Source organism: Paenibacillus sp. FSL K6-2393 (assembly GCF_038002545.1).
Classification (GTDB): domain Bacteria; phylum Bacillota; class Bacilli; order Paenibacillales; family Paenibacillaceae; genus Paenibacillus.
Map to the genome: position 1 here is coordinate 435,084 of NZ_JBBOCU010000001.1, position 17,490 is coordinate 452,573.

General features: G+C 48.2%; 13 protein-coding genes. 8 read left to right on the plus strand and 5 right to left on the minus strand.

Annotated features, from left to right (window positions below; all coding sequences use genetic code 11):
* Positions 1-59 precede the first annotated feature (59 nt).
* On the minus strand, positions 60-803 hold the full coding sequence (locus tag MHI14_RS01925) for an MBL fold metallo-hydrolase (RefSeq protein ID WP_341129777.1): 744 nt from the start codon (positions 801-803) through the stop codon (positions 60-62).
* A gap of 203 nt (positions 804-1,006) precedes the next feature.
* Here MHI14_RS01925 and uxaC point away from each other — a divergent pair, with 203 nt between their 5' ends.
* The 4 genes from uxaC to MHI14_RS01945 all read left to right on the plus strand — a co-directional run bounded on the left by uxaC (position 1,007) and on the right by MHI14_RS01945 (position 6,990).
* A complete protein-coding gene (gene uxaC, locus MHI14_RS01930; protein WP_341129778.1) occupies positions 1,007-2,449 on the plus strand; it encodes a glucuronate isomerase in 1,443 nt (480 codons plus the stop codon).
* A 400-nt stretch (positions 2,450-2,849) separates the two neighbouring features.
* A complete protein-coding gene (locus tag MHI14_RS01935; RefSeq protein WP_091035952.1) occupies positions 2,850-3,392 on the plus strand; it encodes a MarR family winged helix-turn-helix transcriptional regulator in 543 nt (180 codons plus the stop codon).
* Positions 3,389-5,116: an ABC transporter ATP-binding protein gene (locus tag MHI14_RS01940; protein ID WP_133386185.1), complete on the plus strand. Its 1,728-nt coding sequence runs from the start codon at positions 3,389-3,391 to the stop codon at positions 5,114-5,116. The genes MHI14_RS01935 and MHI14_RS01940 overlap by 4 nt, the downstream gene beginning before the upstream one ends.
* Positions 5,113-6,990, plus strand: a complete 1,878-nt coding sequence (locus tag MHI14_RS01945) for an ABC transporter ATP-binding protein (RefSeq protein WP_036612899.1) — start codon at positions 5,113-5,115, stop codon at positions 6,988-6,990. The genes MHI14_RS01940 and MHI14_RS01945 overlap by 4 nt, the downstream gene beginning before the upstream one ends.
* A 101-nt stretch (positions 6,991-7,091) precedes the next feature.
* On the opposite strand, the gene MHI14_RS01950 is transcribed toward MHI14_RS01945, so the two are convergent.
* Entirely contained in the window at positions 7,092-7,685 is a 594-nt protein-coding gene (locus tag MHI14_RS01950) for a hypothetical protein (RefSeq protein WP_341129779.1), read from the minus strand.
* A gap of 317 nt (positions 7,686-8,002) precedes the next feature.
* Here MHI14_RS01950 and MHI14_RS01955 point away from each other — a divergent pair, with 317 nt between their 5' ends.
* The gene (locus MHI14_RS01955) at positions 8,003-8,899 is read left to right on the plus strand and encodes a diacylglycerol/lipid kinase family protein (RefSeq protein ID WP_341129780.1); all 897 of its coding nucleotides are present in this window, start codon (positions 8,003-8,005) and stop codon (positions 8,897-8,899) included.
* 40 nt (positions 8,900-8,939) lie between these two features.
* Here the strand turns inward: MHI14_RS01955 and MHI14_RS01960 are convergent, their stop codons facing one another.
* Complete coding sequence (locus MHI14_RS01960) at positions 8,940-9,530, minus strand: GNAT family N-acetyltransferase (protein ID WP_341129781.1); 591 nt, start codon at positions 9,528-9,530, stop codon at positions 8,940-8,942.
* A gap of 160 nt (positions 9,531-9,690) precedes the next feature.
* Here MHI14_RS01960 and pdxR point away from each other — a divergent pair, with 160 nt between their 5' ends.
* Positions 9,691-11,160 carry a MocR-like pyridoxine biosynthesis transcription factor PdxR gene (gene pdxR / locus MHI14_RS01965; protein ID WP_341129782.1) on the plus strand — a complete coding sequence of 490 codons (1,470 nt, stop codon included), beginning with the start codon at positions 9,691-9,693 and terminating at the stop codon, positions 11,158-11,160.
* Here pdxR and MHI14_RS01970 read toward each other — a convergent pair.
* Positions 11,157-11,783, minus strand: a complete 627-nt coding sequence (locus MHI14_RS01970) for a TetR/AcrR family transcriptional regulator (protein ID WP_341129783.1) — start codon at positions 11,781-11,783, stop codon at positions 11,157-11,159. The genes pdxR and MHI14_RS01970 overlap by 4 nt on opposite strands.
* Positions 11,784-11,961: 178 nt before the next feature.
* On the opposite strand from MHI14_RS01970, the gene MHI14_RS01975 reads away from it, so the two are divergent.
* Positions 11,962-14,193 carry an MMPL family transporter gene (locus MHI14_RS01975; protein WP_341129784.1) on the plus strand — a complete coding sequence of 744 codons (2,232 nt, stop codon included), beginning with the start codon at positions 11,962-11,964 and terminating at the stop codon, positions 14,191-14,193.
* Between the two features lie 270 nt (positions 14,194-14,463).
* A complete protein-coding gene (locus MHI14_RS01980; RefSeq protein ID WP_091035973.1) occupies positions 14,464-15,417 on the plus strand; it encodes a nucleoside hydrolase in 954 nt (317 codons plus the stop codon).
* 226 nt (positions 15,418-15,643) lie between these two features.
* Here the strand turns inward: MHI14_RS01980 and MHI14_RS01985 are convergent, their stop codons facing one another.
* Positions 15,644-17,362 carry a methyl-accepting chemotaxis protein gene (locus MHI14_RS01985; RefSeq protein WP_091035974.1) on the minus strand — a complete coding sequence of 573 codons (1,719 nt, stop codon included), beginning with the start codon at positions 17,360-17,362 and terminating at the stop codon, positions 15,644-15,646.
* Positions 17,363-17,490: the final 128 nt, after the last annotated feature.

Consider the following 17,490-nt stretch of genomic DNA (forward strand, 5'->3'; position numbering starts at 1 on the left):
ATTAGGATACAGAACGATTACGATACGAATCCATCACTTATCTAATACCCTCCGTTTACCTACTCCAGTTCAAATGATTCCAACGTGCCAACCATCCGCAGATCATGCTCGCGGTTGAACTGTTCCCGTTTGTCCGCATCCGCGTACTCGTCATGATAATGCATTAGTACGGTTTTCTGTCTCACTTCGGCAGGCAGTTGTTCCAAATCGTTCAGTGAAGTGTGGGATTTGATCACCAGATCATGCATATGACATTCATGGAAAATCAGCTGCACATCGGCGGCAACTTGCTCCACCCGTTCCTGGTCGAGTGTACTGTCAGCGCTGTAATAGAAGTAAGGCTTGGCGAGTATCCCATTGCTGACCATACCGGGAACATGTTGCGTCCGAAAGGTCTCAAACGTCACGCCGCCCAGTTCAAATGTGCCTCCATCTGGCAGGGGAACGACATCATAGTAATCGCTCATAGTACGTTCACCATCTGTTGTGTAGCGCATGCCTGGGGATAGAATGTTCCAGAGCGGATCTACCAATTGTTCGTGGATGAACAGACGGGGTTTGCGGTCGCCTACGATCTGTGCGTAATAACCCAGCATCTGTACACCATTAATATGATCTTCATGCAAATGGGTAATGAACACATTGTGGATATCGGTCATGGGGAATCCATATTCCTTGAGTGCTTTGGCATTGGATTCCGGAAAATCAATGACCAGATGCGTGTCTCCGAATTCAGCCAGCATACTATTGTGGTGCTGCTCCACGCTAAACATATCTCCTGTGCCGAGAAAAGTAATTTTCAATTCATTTCATCTCCTTGTGTGCTCTTCAAATCAGCATCCTTGCGTTAAATCCAGTATACCTTGCTCCCGAATATATGCCTAAATCAACCTTTTTTGATAACGCTATCATTTTATATTGAACTTTGATGGCAAACAGTGTAGCGTAAAGATGGGAAGTGAACCCATATGAACGTAAACTCACCTAAAGGGAGCGTGCGAGGCGAATGAAATCTTTTCTGGATGAACAATTTTTGCTGCACAATGAAACGGCGATCAAGTTATATGAGGATTATGCCAAAGACATGCCGATTATTGATTATCATTGCCACCTCAGTCCTCAGGAGATCTACGAGAACAAAACCTTTGGCAATCTTACAGAGGCTTGGTTATACGGTGATCACTATAAGTGGCGGCTCATGCGCGCAAACGGAATTGAAGAGCAATATGTGACCGGCGGCGAGGGAGTAACCGATTACGATCGTTTCCTGGCTTACGCCAAAACGGTCCCCATGATGATTGGTAATCCGCTGTACGCCTGGTCTCATCTGGAATTACAGCGATATTTCGGCGTCTACGAAGTACTGAATGAGACAAGCGCACCAACCATCTGGGACAAAGTAAATGCCAAACTGAACAGTGACGGATTCGGTGCACGTGATCTAATTACCAAATCCAATGTCACTGTTGTGTGCACAACCGATGATCCAACGGATTCTCTGGAGTATCATCTGAAGATTCAGGAAATCGAAGGCTTTGACACGGCGGTATTGCCTTCTTTCCGCCCGGATAAAGGCTTGGAATTGAACCGGGATACCTTCACCGAATGGGTAGGCAAGCTGTCGCAGGCATCTGGCACTGCGATTTCAGATTATGAATCCTTCCTTGCTGCGTTGGAGTCCCGAGTGGAATTCTTCCATTCCGTCGGCGGCAGAGTCTCTGACCATGCACTGGATTATGTTCCATACGGCGTGGCTACACGCGAAGAGGCTGGTGCCATCTTTGCAAAGGCACTTGCAGGTCAGAAGGTAACTCGTGAGGAAGAGGACAAGTACAAGACAGTGACGCTGACGTTCCTTGGCAAACTGTATGCAGAGCGAGGCTGGGTGATGCAGTTCCACATTAATGCAGCCCGTAACAACAATACGCGGATGTTTGCCAAGCTTGGGCCGGATACCGGTTATGATGCCGTGAATGATACGCCACTGTCATCGGCAATGATTGGATTGCTCGACGCGTTGGAGCAGCAACAAGCGCTGCCCAAAACGATTTTGTATTCTCTGAATCCAAGGGACAACGAGGTGCTCGCGGCGATCATCGGCAGCTTCCAGGGCGGGGGCATTCCGGGCAAAATCCAGCTTGGCGCAGCATGGTGGTTCAATGATACAAAGGACGGCATGCTAGCCCAGATGAAAGCCCTGGCGAATGTTGGTCTGCTCAGCCGATTTGTCGGCATGCTGACTGATTCGCGCAGCTTCCTGTCCTACACCCGGCATGAGTATTTCCGTCGTCTGGTCTGCAATCTCATTGGTGAATGGGCTGAACAGGGCGAGGCACCGCAGGATATGGAGTTGCTCGGTCAGATCGTACAGGGCATTGCCTACAACAATGCAAAAGAATATTTCCCGTTTGCCTCAGTACTTAAAACAGTCTCTGCTTCACAGTCTTGATGATTAACAAGCGCATCTAATCATGCAAGTTATGCAATAAGAAGATTCTCTAGTTTCTACTTTTCAATCGCAATCCAAAATGCTCCCATTCCTACTCCGGGTCATCATCCACCGGAGTAGGGAATGGGAGCTTCTTTGTAAGTTGAATTTATGGAATGGCACATAATAAGTATAGCGGCCTCCAATGAATGCCAAATGACAAAACCCATAATCAAGCGCGTATAGGCTCTTGGTTATGGGTTTATATTGGTTATTTTTAGATGTTTGACATTGGCTTCTTACGATAATATACTTAGTACACCTAATTAATTGTGCATCTATTTAATTGTACTGCTATTTAATAGATGTCCTATGATGTTGGATGTCTATGGAATGATAAAGGAAGAAGGAGGGACCCATTATGACTGGTATAGATCCGGTCGCTCAGAAGCTTTTGTACTCCATTATGCAGTTTAATAAAGGCAAATGGAGGCAACATAAACCTCATGGGCGCAATCACAATGAAATTATGGTGCTGGGTTGTTTACTCCACGGGATGCATCCGGGAGAACAATTGAACTGGCAGGACAATCCGCCTGATTTCAATGACACGATCCAATCCAATCATCCTGGAATGAAAGTCTCGGAAATCAGCGCATTGTTACGAGTGAAGTCACCAACCATTACACCTGTTATTCGTGGCCTTGAAGATGAGGGGCTGGTCAAACGGACGATGGACCCGGAGGATCGCCGTGCTGTCCGCATCACGATCACTGAAGCAGGTCGTGAAATTATTCGGGCTGCTCACCAAGAGCGTATGGAAATATTCAATAAGTTAGTTGAGCATTTGGGTGAGCAAGACAGTACTCAGCTGGCTGAGTTGTTGACAAAGGTATACACCTTTTTTGATACATTAACTTCCTTGCAAAAGGATGATTCGACAAGAGGAGATGATACGCCATGATGAAACTGTTTAGCATGCTGAAGCCATACCGAATTCCGATTATTTTCATTCTGGTTTTGGTACTGTTTCAGTCGCTTGCTGAATTGTACCTGCCTACGTTAATGGCAGATATTGTGAATGACGGCATCATTAAAGGGGATATCCCGTATATCTGGCAGATTGGTGGATGGATGTTGGTCATCGCGATTGGCGGAACAGCGTGTTCGGTGATTGCCAGTTATCTCTCATCTCGAACAGCGGGTGGATTTGCCAAACAACTGCGGAGCAGAGTATTTCGCCATGTGGAGAACTTCTCTCTCCAAGAGTTCGATAAGATGGGGACTGCTTCACTGATTACGCGTACAACGAATGACATCACGCAGGTACAGAATGTACTTACGATGATGCTGCGAATGATGATTATGGCTCCGCTCATGTGTATCGGGGGTATCTTCATGGCGGTATCTCAGGACGCCAAATTGTCTACGATTTTCCTGGTCGTGCTTCCGGTACTGGGTGGAGCTATTGCGCTGATTGGCGCCAAGGGTTTACCTTTGTTCAAAACCATTCAGAAAAAGCTGGACCGTCTCAACCTGGTGCTGCGTGAGCAGTTAACAGGGATTCGGGTTGTTCGTTCATTCAACCGTGGGGAGCATGAGAAAGTGCGCTTTAACGGGGCCAACACAGAACTGAGAGATTCATCGATCAAAGTTAATGTGCTCATGGCGACCATCATGCCTGTGATGATGCTGGTTATGAACTTTTCGATGATTGCCATCCTTTATTTTGGTGGAATGCGGATCGACAGCGGCAATATGAATATCGGTGCATTGATTGCCTTCATCCAATATGCAATGCAAATCATGTTCTCACTGATTATGGTTTCCATGATCTTTGTCATGATTCCAAGAGCTTCGGCATCGGCAGAACGGATCAACGAAGTGCTTGATATGCAGCCGGATCTTAGCAATCCCGAGCAGCCTCGTGGTATGAAATCCATGCAGGGTATGATTGAGTTTGACAATGTAACTTTCCGTTATCCGGGTGCAGAGAATCCAGCTTTATCCAATATCTCCTTCACAGCTCGCTCAGGTGAGACAACAGCCATCATTGGCGGTACGGGTTCTGGGAAATCAACATTGCTCAGTCTTATCCCACGATTTTATGATGTGACCGAAGGTAGTGTTCGGGTAAATGGTACAGATGTGCGTGAACTTCGGCAGGAAGATTTACGTGCCAAAATTGGCTTTGTACCACAAAAAGCAGTTCTCTTCACGGGTACGATTACGGAGAATATTCGTCACGGGAAAGACGATGCCACAATGGATGAAGTTGTGCATGCGGCCCGTACGGCTCAGGCTGAGAACTTCATTACCGAGATGAAAGAGGGATATGACAGTCTTATCGCGCAAGGCGGTAACAACGTGTCTGGTGGACAAAAGCAACGTCTTTCCATCGCTCGCGCACTTGTTCGCCGTCCGGAAGTCTATATCTTTGATGACAGTTTCTCTGCTCTCGATTTCAAAACGGATGCTAAACTTCGTGCTGCGCTGAAGTCTGAAACGACAGAAGCGGCTGTGCTAATTGTTGCGCAACGCGTAAGTACAGTAATGGATGCCGATCGAATTTTGGTTATGGATGAGGGCCGAATTGTCGGTTCAGGAACACATAAAGAGCTGCTGGAGCACAATGAAGTGTATCGCGAGATTGTATCCTCCCAGCTGACAGAGGAGGAGATCGCATGAGTGAACGTACAGAACGCAAGTCGCCTCGTCCCCATGGTGGGCCGGGTCCAGGTCCCGGAATGGGCATGCGACCTCCCGCTGAGAAAGCCAAAGATTTCAAAGGCACACTGCGTCGCTTGATTCGTTATCTCCAGCCCCATAGTTCTCGTCTGTTAGGTGTGCTGGTTGCAGCCATCTTGAGTACCGTATTCAGCATCATCAGTCCAAAAGTTATGGCCGAAGGAACGGATATTCTCAGTAAAGGCGCCATTGCCATCCTTCAAGGTGTACAGGGAGCCGGGATTGATTTTCCTGCATTGATGAAAGTATTATATCTGCTTGGCGGACTGTATCTGTTCAGTGCTGCATTTATGTATGTTCAGCAATACCTGATGGCTGGTGTGGCCCAGCGTGTTGTATATGACATGCGTGAGCAGATCAGTGCGAAGGTTGGACGTCTTCCTTTGAAATATTTTGACTCCCGCACAACTGGGGAGACACTTAGCCGTGCCACGAATGACGTGGACAATATCAGTAATACACTTCAGCAAAGTTTGGCACAGTTCATTACATCTATCGTCACAATTGTCGGCGTAATTATTATGATGCTGACGATTAGTCCATGGATGACCTTGATCACGATTTTGACGTTGCCACTCAGTGTAGTTGTTGTCATGCTAGTCGCATCTCGTTCGCAAAAACACTTTGCGGGTCAACAGAAATCCCTTGGGGAACTGAATGGTCATGTCGAAGAGATGTACACGGGACACAAGGTCGTCAAAGCATTTGGACGTGAAGAACAATCCGTACAGCAATTTGAGAAGGTCAATGAAGAACTGTATGAATCCGGCTGGAAAGCCCAGTTTATCTCCGGTATTATTATGCCGCTCATGAGTTTTGTGGGTAATCTGGGTTATGTGCTGATCTGTGTGGTTGGTGGGATTTTCGTTACACGCGGATCGATCTCTATCGGGGATATTCTGGCCTTCACACAGTACTCCCGTCAATTCACACAACCGATTAACCAGATTGCAAATATCTCCAATATCATTCAATCAACGATTGCTTCGGCAGAACGAGTATTCGAGTTGCTGGATGAAGAGGAAGAAGTTCCGGAGTCCAAACAACCCGTGCAACTACAGCAGCCTAAAGGTGCGGTTGCATTCCAAGGTGTTAACTTTGGATATAAAGAAAATGAACTGCTCATTCATAACATGAATATTGATGTAAAACCGGGACAGACGGTAGCCATTGTTGGACCAACGGGAGCCGGTAAAACAACTCTCATCAACCTGTTAATGCGTTTCTACGAAATTCAGGATGGTCGGATTACGATTGACGGTGCCGACATTAAGGACATGGAGCGTGGCAAGCTGCGCAGTCTGTTCGGCATGGTGCTTCAGGATACCTGGTTGTTCAACGGAACGATTCGGGACAACATCGCGTATGGTCGAGAAGGTTCTACGGAAGAGGATGTCATCAAGGCAGCCGTTGCGGCACATGCGGATCACTTTATCCGTACACTGCCTGATGGTTATGATACGGTGCTGAATGAAGAGGCGTCGAACATCTCTCAAGGGCAGAAACAGTTGCTGACCATTGCAAGAGCGATTCTGGCGAACCCAGCCATCCTCATTCTGGATGAAGCGACGAGTAGCGTGGATACACGGACCGAAGTATTTATCCAGAAAGCAATGAATGATCTGATGAAGGATCGCACGAGCTTTGTCATTGCACACCGTTTGTCCACTATTCGCGGCGCCGATCTGATCCTGGTTATGGATCATGGTAACGTGATTGAACAGGGCAATCATGATGAATTGATGGCAAGTCAGGGCTTCTATGCGGATCTGTACAATAGTCAGTTTGCGGAGCAACAACCGCAGGCGATCTGATTACAATGTAACTAACAAGAATAGCCGGGAGCACCCCTAGGGATGCTCCCGGCTATTTGTTGTGTATCCAGAGGATTGACGCTGAGATATGAAGTATTTATTTACTGATCCTTAGAATCCTTCGCAGGTTCATCTGCGCCGTTGCTAGAGACCGACTTCACTTCTACCTTCACGTCGTCGCTGTTAGCTTCCTCCAGCGCAGACGGAGCCGGCTCACCCGGAATTAATTCGCGCTGCTCAATCATACGTTTCACAACCTCATAACAGTCATCCACATGTTTGTTACCCACATAGCGCATGGCTGTGAAGCTGAGTGCAGCAGCCAATCCCTGTCCTGCAAAGGGGACAAATTTGGCGACTGATTTGGTGGCTACGCGTACGCCGACTCTTTTCAGAACCTGTACCACCAATTCCTTGGTGATCATACGACCGATGACTTTGCTTCCGATGGACATGACGAATCCATAGATCATGGATTTGGTCTCGGGGTCCATGCCGTCCAGCTGTTTTTGTGATAATCCGAATTTATTGTTAATGGCAGGCAACAGCTGCATCAGCATCCCCACATCAGCCAGTACGTCTGTACCGGGCAGCGGAACGAGTGTTGTACCGGCAGATGCGGTAGCTCTTTTGCGAACCATGGTACGGCATTCCTTGCGAACTTGCTCCAATTGTTCCAACGTTGCCGGAATCATAGGGAATCCCTCCATTCGTATATGGTATAGATATAACCGTTTTGACTCGATTTGAATGGGTTCTCACCAGCAAAATTTGCAGCCTTATGACATTAAGGTGCGGAGAAACCCTTTTTCTCATGCATACATCTGGTTAAACAAGGAGATGGTTTTATAAGATAAACGGGCCATCTAGCTATTACGAATGAATGAGGATTAGGATGCATATCCGGTTGGGGAACCTATTTGAAATCATGATGAGTACTTAGCGCAAGGCTTGTTTACGGCTTCGACCTTTGTGGGTAAAGGGTAACAAGCATTGGAATGGAGGAAGAGGGATGGAATTTAACAAAGCGTTGTTAATTCATCATCATCATTCAGGCAAGGCCAATCGTGAGAATACAGTGGGACTTGTGGCTGGTGTGCTGGCTCCCGCTGTCCATGAACTCGTCATTGTGCGTACGGATGAACCGGGTGAAGGAGAGAAGCTGTGTCGTGAGCGCGGTGAACAATTCGATGTGGTGTTTATCCTGGGTGGGGATGGCACGGTACATGAATGCGTGAATGGACTGGCTGATCTGCAACATCCTCCGTTGATTGGTGTATTGCCTGGAGGTACCTGTAATGACTTTGCGCGTTCGCTCGGCATTTCACCGGATGCAGAGACTGCCGCACAAGAAATGCTTGCAGGTCGGGTGGTATCCATTGATGTTGGACGAGCTAATGATCGGGTGTTCACGAACTTTTTTGGTATTGGCTTGATCAGTGATGCATCGCAGAATATTAACGAGAATCTGAAAGACGCGCTGGGTAAGCTCAGTTATTTTATCAGCACGTTGCAGACGATTAGTCATACAGAGCCGTTTCGATACCAACTGGAGGCGGATGGGAAAGAGATGGAAGGCGAAGCTGTGATGATCTATGCAGCCAACGGCCGTTTTCTGGGAACCAATGCATTACCCTTTGCACCGGATGCGTTGCAGGATGGCGAACTGGACGTGCTCATTATTCATGAGACAGGCATTCCGCTGCTGCGAGAGATTCTGTCGCACAAGCCGGAGGGAGATTGGCAACCTCAGAGTGAGAGCATTTCATACTTCAAGGCATCTACGTTAAAAGTGAACACAGATGCGCCGATGTCAGCTGACACGGATGGCGAATTATATATGAAGACACCCGCCGAGCTGTCGGTGCTGACGGGTCATCTGAAGTTTCTAACCGGGGAGGGTTATTAAATCCCCCGGTTTTTTAGTTTGATTTTAGCTGATCGAAAAATCAAACATTCCCTACCTGATCTTTCATATGACGTTGTCTGAACTCATCCTCCAGCATGCTCATCTGAATTGCATCATGGTATTGATGGTTGTAGAACAAGACATCCCGCTTCACACCCTCGCGCTGGAATCCAAGTTTCTCATACGTGCGAATGGCTCGCTCGTTAAAGGCGTACACCTCAAGCTCGATTCGATGCAGGTTACAGATGCCGAAGCCGTAGTCCAGCATAAGCAGCAACGCCTCGCTACCGTAACCTTTTCCTTGATGCTCCGCCTGATCGATGGCAACCCGAATATGTGCACTGCGATTCTTGGCATGCATGTCCATCAGGACGACATCTCCGATGATCTGGTCATTTTCCTGTAAAGCAATAAGTAGCATGAGTCTGGTGTCATCTTGTGTAGCGCTCTCAACATAACGTTCAACCTGAGCGCGTGTGAAACTGTTCTGTGTTCCTGTCAGCCTACGCATCTCGGAGTCAAACAGACCGGGGAAATAAGCATCCACATCTGTAATCTCGAAAGGACGCAGATATATGCGCGACGTTTCTAGCAGACGGGGGATACGTGGGGAAGGTTTTGAATGTGACATTAGTTGTTCCTCCTATGGGTTCAAGGCGGGACAGATTTAGATCGCCCTGCCTCTTAAAGTTGGCGTTACATATTGATGATGACATGAGTATATCCCAATACTGTATACTTCCAAATATACAGTTTTAATTAATTTTACAGGACAGATGAGGTGTATCATTATGATTACATTACCGAAGCTGGACGAGAACGATAGTGTGCCAATCTATGTACAGCTCTCGGATCATATCAAAAGGGAAATCATTCACGGGGATTGGGCTGAGTATAGCCGATTGCCTTCGGTGCGAAAGCTTGCCGAGATGCTTGGGATAAGCACCACTCCGGTGGAGTGGGCCTATCAACAATTGATCGCCGAAGGATATATATACAGTCAACCACGTCGTGGTTATCGTGTTCGTGCCATGGTGGACAGCGATCATGCCATGCAGATTGGGCAAAGAGATAAAAAGACAGCCGGACAAGCTCCCGTGGCCCGAACGACGTGGTCAGATCATCAGGCAATACGCCCTGCCCGAGCAGTTCAATATGATTTTCATATGTCACGCAATGATTTCAGCCTGTTTCCAATTGCCAAGTGGCACCAATATGTTAATCGAATCTGGCGGGAAGAAGCGAAGGAGCTATTGTTCTATGGGGACCCTCAGGGAGAATGGGGGCTACGATGTGAAATTGCTGTCTATCTTGCGCAGTTCAGGGGAGTCAGCTGTTCTCCAGAGCAGATTGTTGTGGGTGCTGAACAGCATCTGCTAATGTCCCTATTAGCACAGACCTTGCTTCACAAGGGAGAATCAATGCATTCCATCGGTGTAGAGAATCCTGGATACCGACTGTTACCTGGCACATTCCGCAATTATGGTTATCAGGTTGTCCCGATCTCTCTGGACCCTGATGGCATAAACCTTAGGGAGCTGGAACAGGCTGGGGTGAAATTGGCGGGTGTGTCGCCCTCTCACCAATTTCCACTAGGTATGACCATGCCGATTACCCGAAGATTGGCGTTGCTGGATTGGGCGGAACGAACAAAGGCATATATCATCGAGGATGATTACGATGGGGAGTTCCGGTATCATGGAAGACCAATCCCTTCCATGCAGGGGCTGCGTGAAGGAAGCCGCGTGATCTACATGGGTGGGTTCTCACAGGTCCTCGCACCTGCTCTTTGTATCCATTACATGGTGCTTCCCAGAGAATTTATGGATGATTTTCGCGAAATGTATAAGACTATTCTATTCGAACAATCAGCTTCACGGCTCCATCAACGGACATTGGAGATGTTCATGCGTGAAGGGGAACTGGGCAAACATATTCGTAAAATGCGTAATGTCTACAAACGAAAGCATGACCTGATCGTTCATGCCATTCATCTGCATTTCGGGGATCGGGCCGAAATAAGGGGTCAACATTCCGGCTTCCATCTGATATTGCGAATGGCAACCACACAGTCATCCCAAGAAATGGTGACCAAAGCGATAGATGCAGGGATACAGATCAGTTCAACGGAATATTTGTGGGCGAACGGGAGCGAACCAGCAGACGGCAAAAGAGAGTTCATTATCGGTTTTGCCGGAATAGAACCGGAACGCATTGACCCGGGTATTGCCGCATTGGCTAGAGTCTGGGGCGATTATTAGTTCCGCTTTACCGCTCCATCCAGAAACAGGGCCACCAGTTCCCGTGCGAGTTCCTCAATGCTGCCGTCATTCATGTTGCGTACATCTTCGCGGTTCGCGAGCATCAGCAGTGACGTAAATGCATGGGCAAGCAGCATGGGGTTTCCGACCCGCAAGTAACCATTGTCCATCTCCTTCTGAAAATGGGTGGCTAGCACTTCAAATATGCGAACCTCCGCTTCTCGAATCTGGGCGAGTTGCTCCGTGTCCAGATGTTTCTCGGCTTCTCGCATCATGGTCTCCGTTTCAATATGGGAGTGTTGCATCTTTGCTTCAGCAACCTTAACCAGCCTTTCTTGCAATGAGCCGGGTTCTTCCAGACGGAGCGAAGTCTGCTGCATGCCCATCGCCATCATGCGGGTAATGGCAACAGTGAACAGATCGGCTTTGCTGGTGAAGTGATAATAGATTGATGCTTTGGTTACATTGCATAATGAAGCAATCTGCTGGAGAGAAACGGGTTCATACCCGTATTCCATAAACAGACGTGAAGCGGTCATCAATATGTTGGATTGCACAGATGCTTGATCGGCACCCGTTTTGGGTCTGCCCGGCGACCGGGGAATGTTTGTTTTTTTGCTCATAGGTACATACCTCTTTACGTATTTAATTGCTTGTTAGACGTGTTCACAAAAATAAGGATTGCATAATTAACCTTCCGGTATATATAATTAACTCGATTATACTATGACCCGTGGTTCATTACTACACCATCACATATATTAGGGCTTCATAGAAACAGAATAGGGAGATGAAGAGACAATGCAGGAAGGTTCGGGTTACGGCCGCTGGGTTGCTGGCAAACGAAGCAAATGGATTACACTGTTGGTATGGATCATTATCGCTGTTGTGCTTGGCATGGTATGGCCTGCTGTAGGTGATCGTGAAACCAATAACGCACAGGATCTGAGTGAATCCAAGCCATCGGTTCAGGCAGCTGCACTTGCCGAGAAGGAATTCCCTGGCGGTGAAGGACTGCCCGCGCTGATCGTATGGCGTCAAGCCGGCGGTCTGACGGATGAGCAGATTCAGAACATTCAGGCATTAACGGAGCGACTGGATCAAGATCCGGTAGAACAACAACAGTCCGTTGTGCCACTTTATCAATTGCCACCACAGGCATTGAAAGGCCAGCTTTCGGAAGACGGAAGCACCTTGGTTATGCCACTTTTCTTCAATGAAGGTGCCGCTTCGGAACAATTGAAGGAAGGTATTGAAGCGCTTGAGCAAAAAACACAAGACATCTTCGGGGCAAACCCGTTCGATGTAGCCATAGATGATACCAATACACTGATTGCCCGTGTGACAGGACCAGTAGGGATATCCATTGATGCGAGTGGGCTATTCTCCTCCGCCGATGTATCTTTGCTGATCGCTACGGTTGTACTGGTATTAGTACTGTTGCTGTTGATCTATCGTTCGCCAGTGCTGGCGATTATCCCGATCATTGCCGTTGGTTTCGCGTATATGGTGACCAGCCCCATTCTGGGATTCATGGCAGATCAGGGCTGGATTACGGTGGACGCACAGTCGATCTCAATCATGACTGTATTGTTATTTGGAGCAGGAACGGATTACTGCCTGTTCATGATCTCTAGATACCGCCAAATTCTCTATCATGAGCCGGACAAAAAGAAAGCCATCTTCCAGGCAATCACCGGATCTTCCGGCGCCATTGCCATGAGTGGGTTCACGGTCGTTGCAGCACTACTGGTGCTGTTGCTGGCTGAATACGGTGCATATCATCGCTTTGCCGTACCATTCAGTCTGTCCATCTTCATCATGTTTATTGCAAGTCTGACTCTGGTTCCAGCGCTCTTGGCGATCTTCGGTCGGGGTTCATTCTACCCGTTCGTACCGCGTACACATGAGATGGAAGTGGAACGTGCGAAGAAAAAAGGCAAACCGGCTCCTGCCCCGCGCAAAGTGAAGGAAAGCTGGATTGGCCGTGTTGTAGTAACAAAGCCATGGACCGTTCTTGTAATTACGTTGGTATTGCTGGGAGGACTGGCGGCATTCTCTACTCAGGTTAAATTCACGTATGATCTGTTGTCTTCCTTCCCGGAGGATGTGCCTTCCCGCGAAGGTTTCACCGTCATCGGCGAACAGTTCTCCCAAGGTGAGCTGGCTCCAGTGAAAGTGATCGTTGATGCAGAAGGCAAAGAAACTGATCTGAAGCAGCGTCTCGAATCGCTGGATTACATTAGCAAAGTAGGCGATGCCCAGCAGGGCGCCGAGAATGCCAACATTACCGCCTTTGATGTGGAATTTAATCTGAATCCATATTCCATGGAGGCAATGCAGCATATTCCAGATCTGCGGGCTACTGCGGAACAGGCGCTTCAAGACGCTGGTGTAGCTAATGTGGACAGTCAGGTCTGGATCGATGGTCAGACGGCTGAACAGTATGACATTGAAGTAACCGGAGAACGGGATGCCAAGATCATTATTCCAGTGGTCATCGGCATGATTACATTGTTATTACTATTATATCTGCGTTCAGTTGTAGCTACGGCGTATCTGATTGCAACGGTTGTTCTATCGTATTTCTCTGCATTGGGTCTGGGTTGGATCATCATTCACTACGGACTTGGCGCAGATGCCATTCAGGGAGCGATTCCGCTGTATTCCTTCGTATTCCTCGTGGCACTGGGTGAAGACTACAACATCTTCATGATCTCTAGCATCTGGCAGAAACGCAAAACGATGCCGCTTCGTCAAGCGATTAGAGAAGGTGTTGGCGAGACAAGCTCTGTTATTACATCAGCAGGTCTGATCTTGGCAGGAACGTTTGCGGTACTTGCTACATTACCAATTCAGGTGTTGGTGCAGTTTGGTATAATCACAGCTGTTGGTGTGATGCTGGATACCTTCCTGGTTCGTCCGTTCATGGTACCGGCGATCACCGCATTGCTGGGCAAATGGGCCTTCTGGCCAGGCAAATATGTGCCGATTGCAGAGAAGAATGAAGAGAAACAGAACCAGTCCATGTAATGCATGGATTGGGTCAGATGGACGGCTGGGCTTCAAGCCTGCTGTCCATTTCTTTATTTTCCGAACGATAATGACCTCTACCAGTTGTCCTCCTGAGATGGAATGGTGGAACTGTAAAATATCCGCAGGATGAGACGTAATCCTGGCTTTCTTTGTATGGGGAAGGTTTACGTAACCAAGTGTTTTGGGACATAATAGAGGAAGCGTCGGCTTAGGGCAGACGGAAGAATTAACAACAATGGGACAACCAGGGGAAGGATGAAAGCAAGCATGACGAACCAACTTAATGTGTATTTCAACCATGACGGCGGCGTAGATGACCTCGTATCGCTGTTCATGCTTCTGCAAATGGACAATGTACATGTAACCGGCGTATCGGTTATTCCGGCAGACGGATATCTGGAGCCAGCAACAGATGCCAGCCGTAAAATCATCGATCGTTTCGGTACATATTCCGTAGAGGTATCCAAATCCAACTCCAGAGGGAAAAATCCATTTCCTGCGGCGTGGAGACTGCATTCCTTCTATGTAGATGCACTTCCAGTACTGAATGAATCCGGCAAAATGGAAGCACCACTCTCTACTGTTCCAGCACACCAGCATCTGATCGAGAAAGTGCGCAATACCGAAGGCAAAACGTTGCTCCTGTTCACAGGCCCACTGACTGACCTTGCGCGTGCACTCGACGAAGCACCAGACATTGAAGAGAAAATCGACAAGCTGGTATGGATGGGCGGTACATTTGAGCGTGGTAACGTAGAAGAACCTGAGCATGATGGCACAGCTGAATGGAACGTATTCTGGGACCCGGAAGCGGCTTACCGTGTATGGCAAAGTGGCATCCAGATCGATCTGGTTGCACTGGAAAGCACAAACAAAGTACCTCTGACTCCAGCCGTTCGTAACCGCTGGGCAGCGGAGCGTCGCTTCGAAGGCGTTGACTTCTTGGGTAACTGTTACGCAGGTTGTCCGCCACTGGTGTATAGTGAGACAAATTCCACCTACTATCTGTGGGATGTGCTGACAACGGCTTCCGTTGGACGCGAGGACATCGTGAAGAAGAAAACCGTAAACTGTATTGTCATCCCGGATGGTCCTAGCCAGGGCCGCACGGTGGAGCAAGCAGACGGACGTCCAGTACAACTGGTGTATGATACCGATCCGGAAGCGTTCTTTACGTACATGACGGATTTGGGTAAAAAAGCTGCTCCGCAGCGCTACTAATTCAGGCAGCCTCTGGGCTTGCCATCCTTAAAGGTACAACAAAAATAAAGCCGCAGGCAGTGTCCGGAAATGGGGTTGACCCCATAATCCCGTCCCTGCCGTGCGGCTTTTTGTTTTGGGCTGATTTTATATAGATTGATAACAGCGATCGGAAGTTTGTTCTGTCATCGAAGTGGCATGTGTGAATATTCTTAAGTTCAATCTGTATAACAATCTAAGCTGCCCGCTATATTTTAAATCGACTAATCAATCCGTTCAGCTCACTGGACAATACCCGCAGAGATTCGGCGGATGCACGCATCTCATCCATAGATTGCAACTGGCTTCCGGTAGCGTGCGACACCTGTTGGATACTTGAAGAGGATTCGCGTGAGATATGTTCCATATCCTCCACAGAAGCGGATACTTCTTCTGCACTGGCAGACAGCTGCTCGGATGCTGCGGATACTTCGTGCAGACGATCATTCATCGTCTCTATCCCGGTATGAATGGATGTGAATGAACGGCCTGCCTCCTGAACAACAGCGAGACCGGATTGAACTGCTGATGTGCTGGCAGACATATGTTCTGACAACAGGGCGGTCTGGCGTGTCATCTCGGCGATCAGTTCGGTTACATGCTGGGATGATTGCTCTGATTCCCCCGCAAGCTTGCGAACCTCTGAGGCAACCACCGCAAACCCGCTGCCATACTCTCCTGCACGAGCCGCTTCAATACTTGCATTAAGTGCGAGCAGATTGGTCTGTGAAGCGATGCCTTTCATCAGATGTGCCACCGATTCAATTTTACCTGAGTACTGCTCCAGCTGAGAGGTGGAGGCCACCATCTGCACATTTGCTTGATGAATTTTGTCCATGCTGTCAATCGCCGTGTTGATGTTGGCTTGACCTTGCACCGCGTTATTAGTCGTTTCCTGTGAGACATCCGCGACCATGGAGGAAGAATTGGCAATATGCTGCATGCTACGCGTAATCTCTTCCATGGCTACTGTGACTTCGCCTGCACGTGCTACCTGTTCTGCAGCTCCATTGGCCGTATGATTGGTATGCTCGGCAATACGCTGACTAGCTTCGGCAGTCGCCTGTGAATGTTTCGATACACCTTCTGCAGCCTCTAGCAGAGAATCGGAGCTTTGACGGATGCCCGTCATGACATCCCGGGTACCTGTAACCAGATGTTTGAACTCGGAAGCGAGCTGTCCCACCTCGTCCTTGCGACTAAGTTCAACGTTGACGGTCAGGTCGCCTTTTCCTACCTGGGTAATTAACTTCTTCAACTTCACCAATGGTCGGGTCAAGTAATGGGCGAATCCATACACCAGCAAGACACTCAGCAGAACAATAGCCAAGGCTGTCCAGATCATGGTCATACGGTTGCGGGACATCAGTTCATAGACCGCAGTGGAGTCCAGATCCGCACCGACCAGCCCCAGTACTTTTCCGTCATCTCCATGGATCGGCACATATGCTGTAATGGTAGCGCCATATTCATCCTGTGTGAGTTCACCCCGAATAGGCTCATTCTGTTCAAAAGCTTGCAGCATTCCTTCATAATGGGTCTCTTCTGCGGAACCGTAAGGGGAGAAGTCATCCTCTGCCACATCCGCAGCAGCCCCATCCACAACGTAGAAATATGTATTTGTTCCATTTTCTTCGCGAGTACCAAGTGTGTACAGATATTTGAGCCCATTGGCCTCGCGCAGCTGACTAAGCTGCTCACGCAATGTGCCATAATACGCTGTCTCCTCCTGTCCGGTACTGAGTGGTGCATACAGAGAGGTGTCAATTATTGCTACTGCCCGTTCAGCCACAGCCTGTGCCTGCATCCCCATGGATTGTTCGACCAGTTGAGCCGATGAACGGTACATGGTAATGCCAAGAACCGCACCCGCGGCTAGCATCAGACAGGAAAAAAATAAAAAGATCCTCATAAACAAACTGTTCATTGGTAAAAGTGTTCCCCCTTGATCTGTTGAATCAATCGTCTCTTTGTCTCTTTACTTGGTGTTTGTCGTTCTTCTTTGGTTCGTATGTATTGTATATCCAATATACAGTTTTCTACTTGAAATATCGG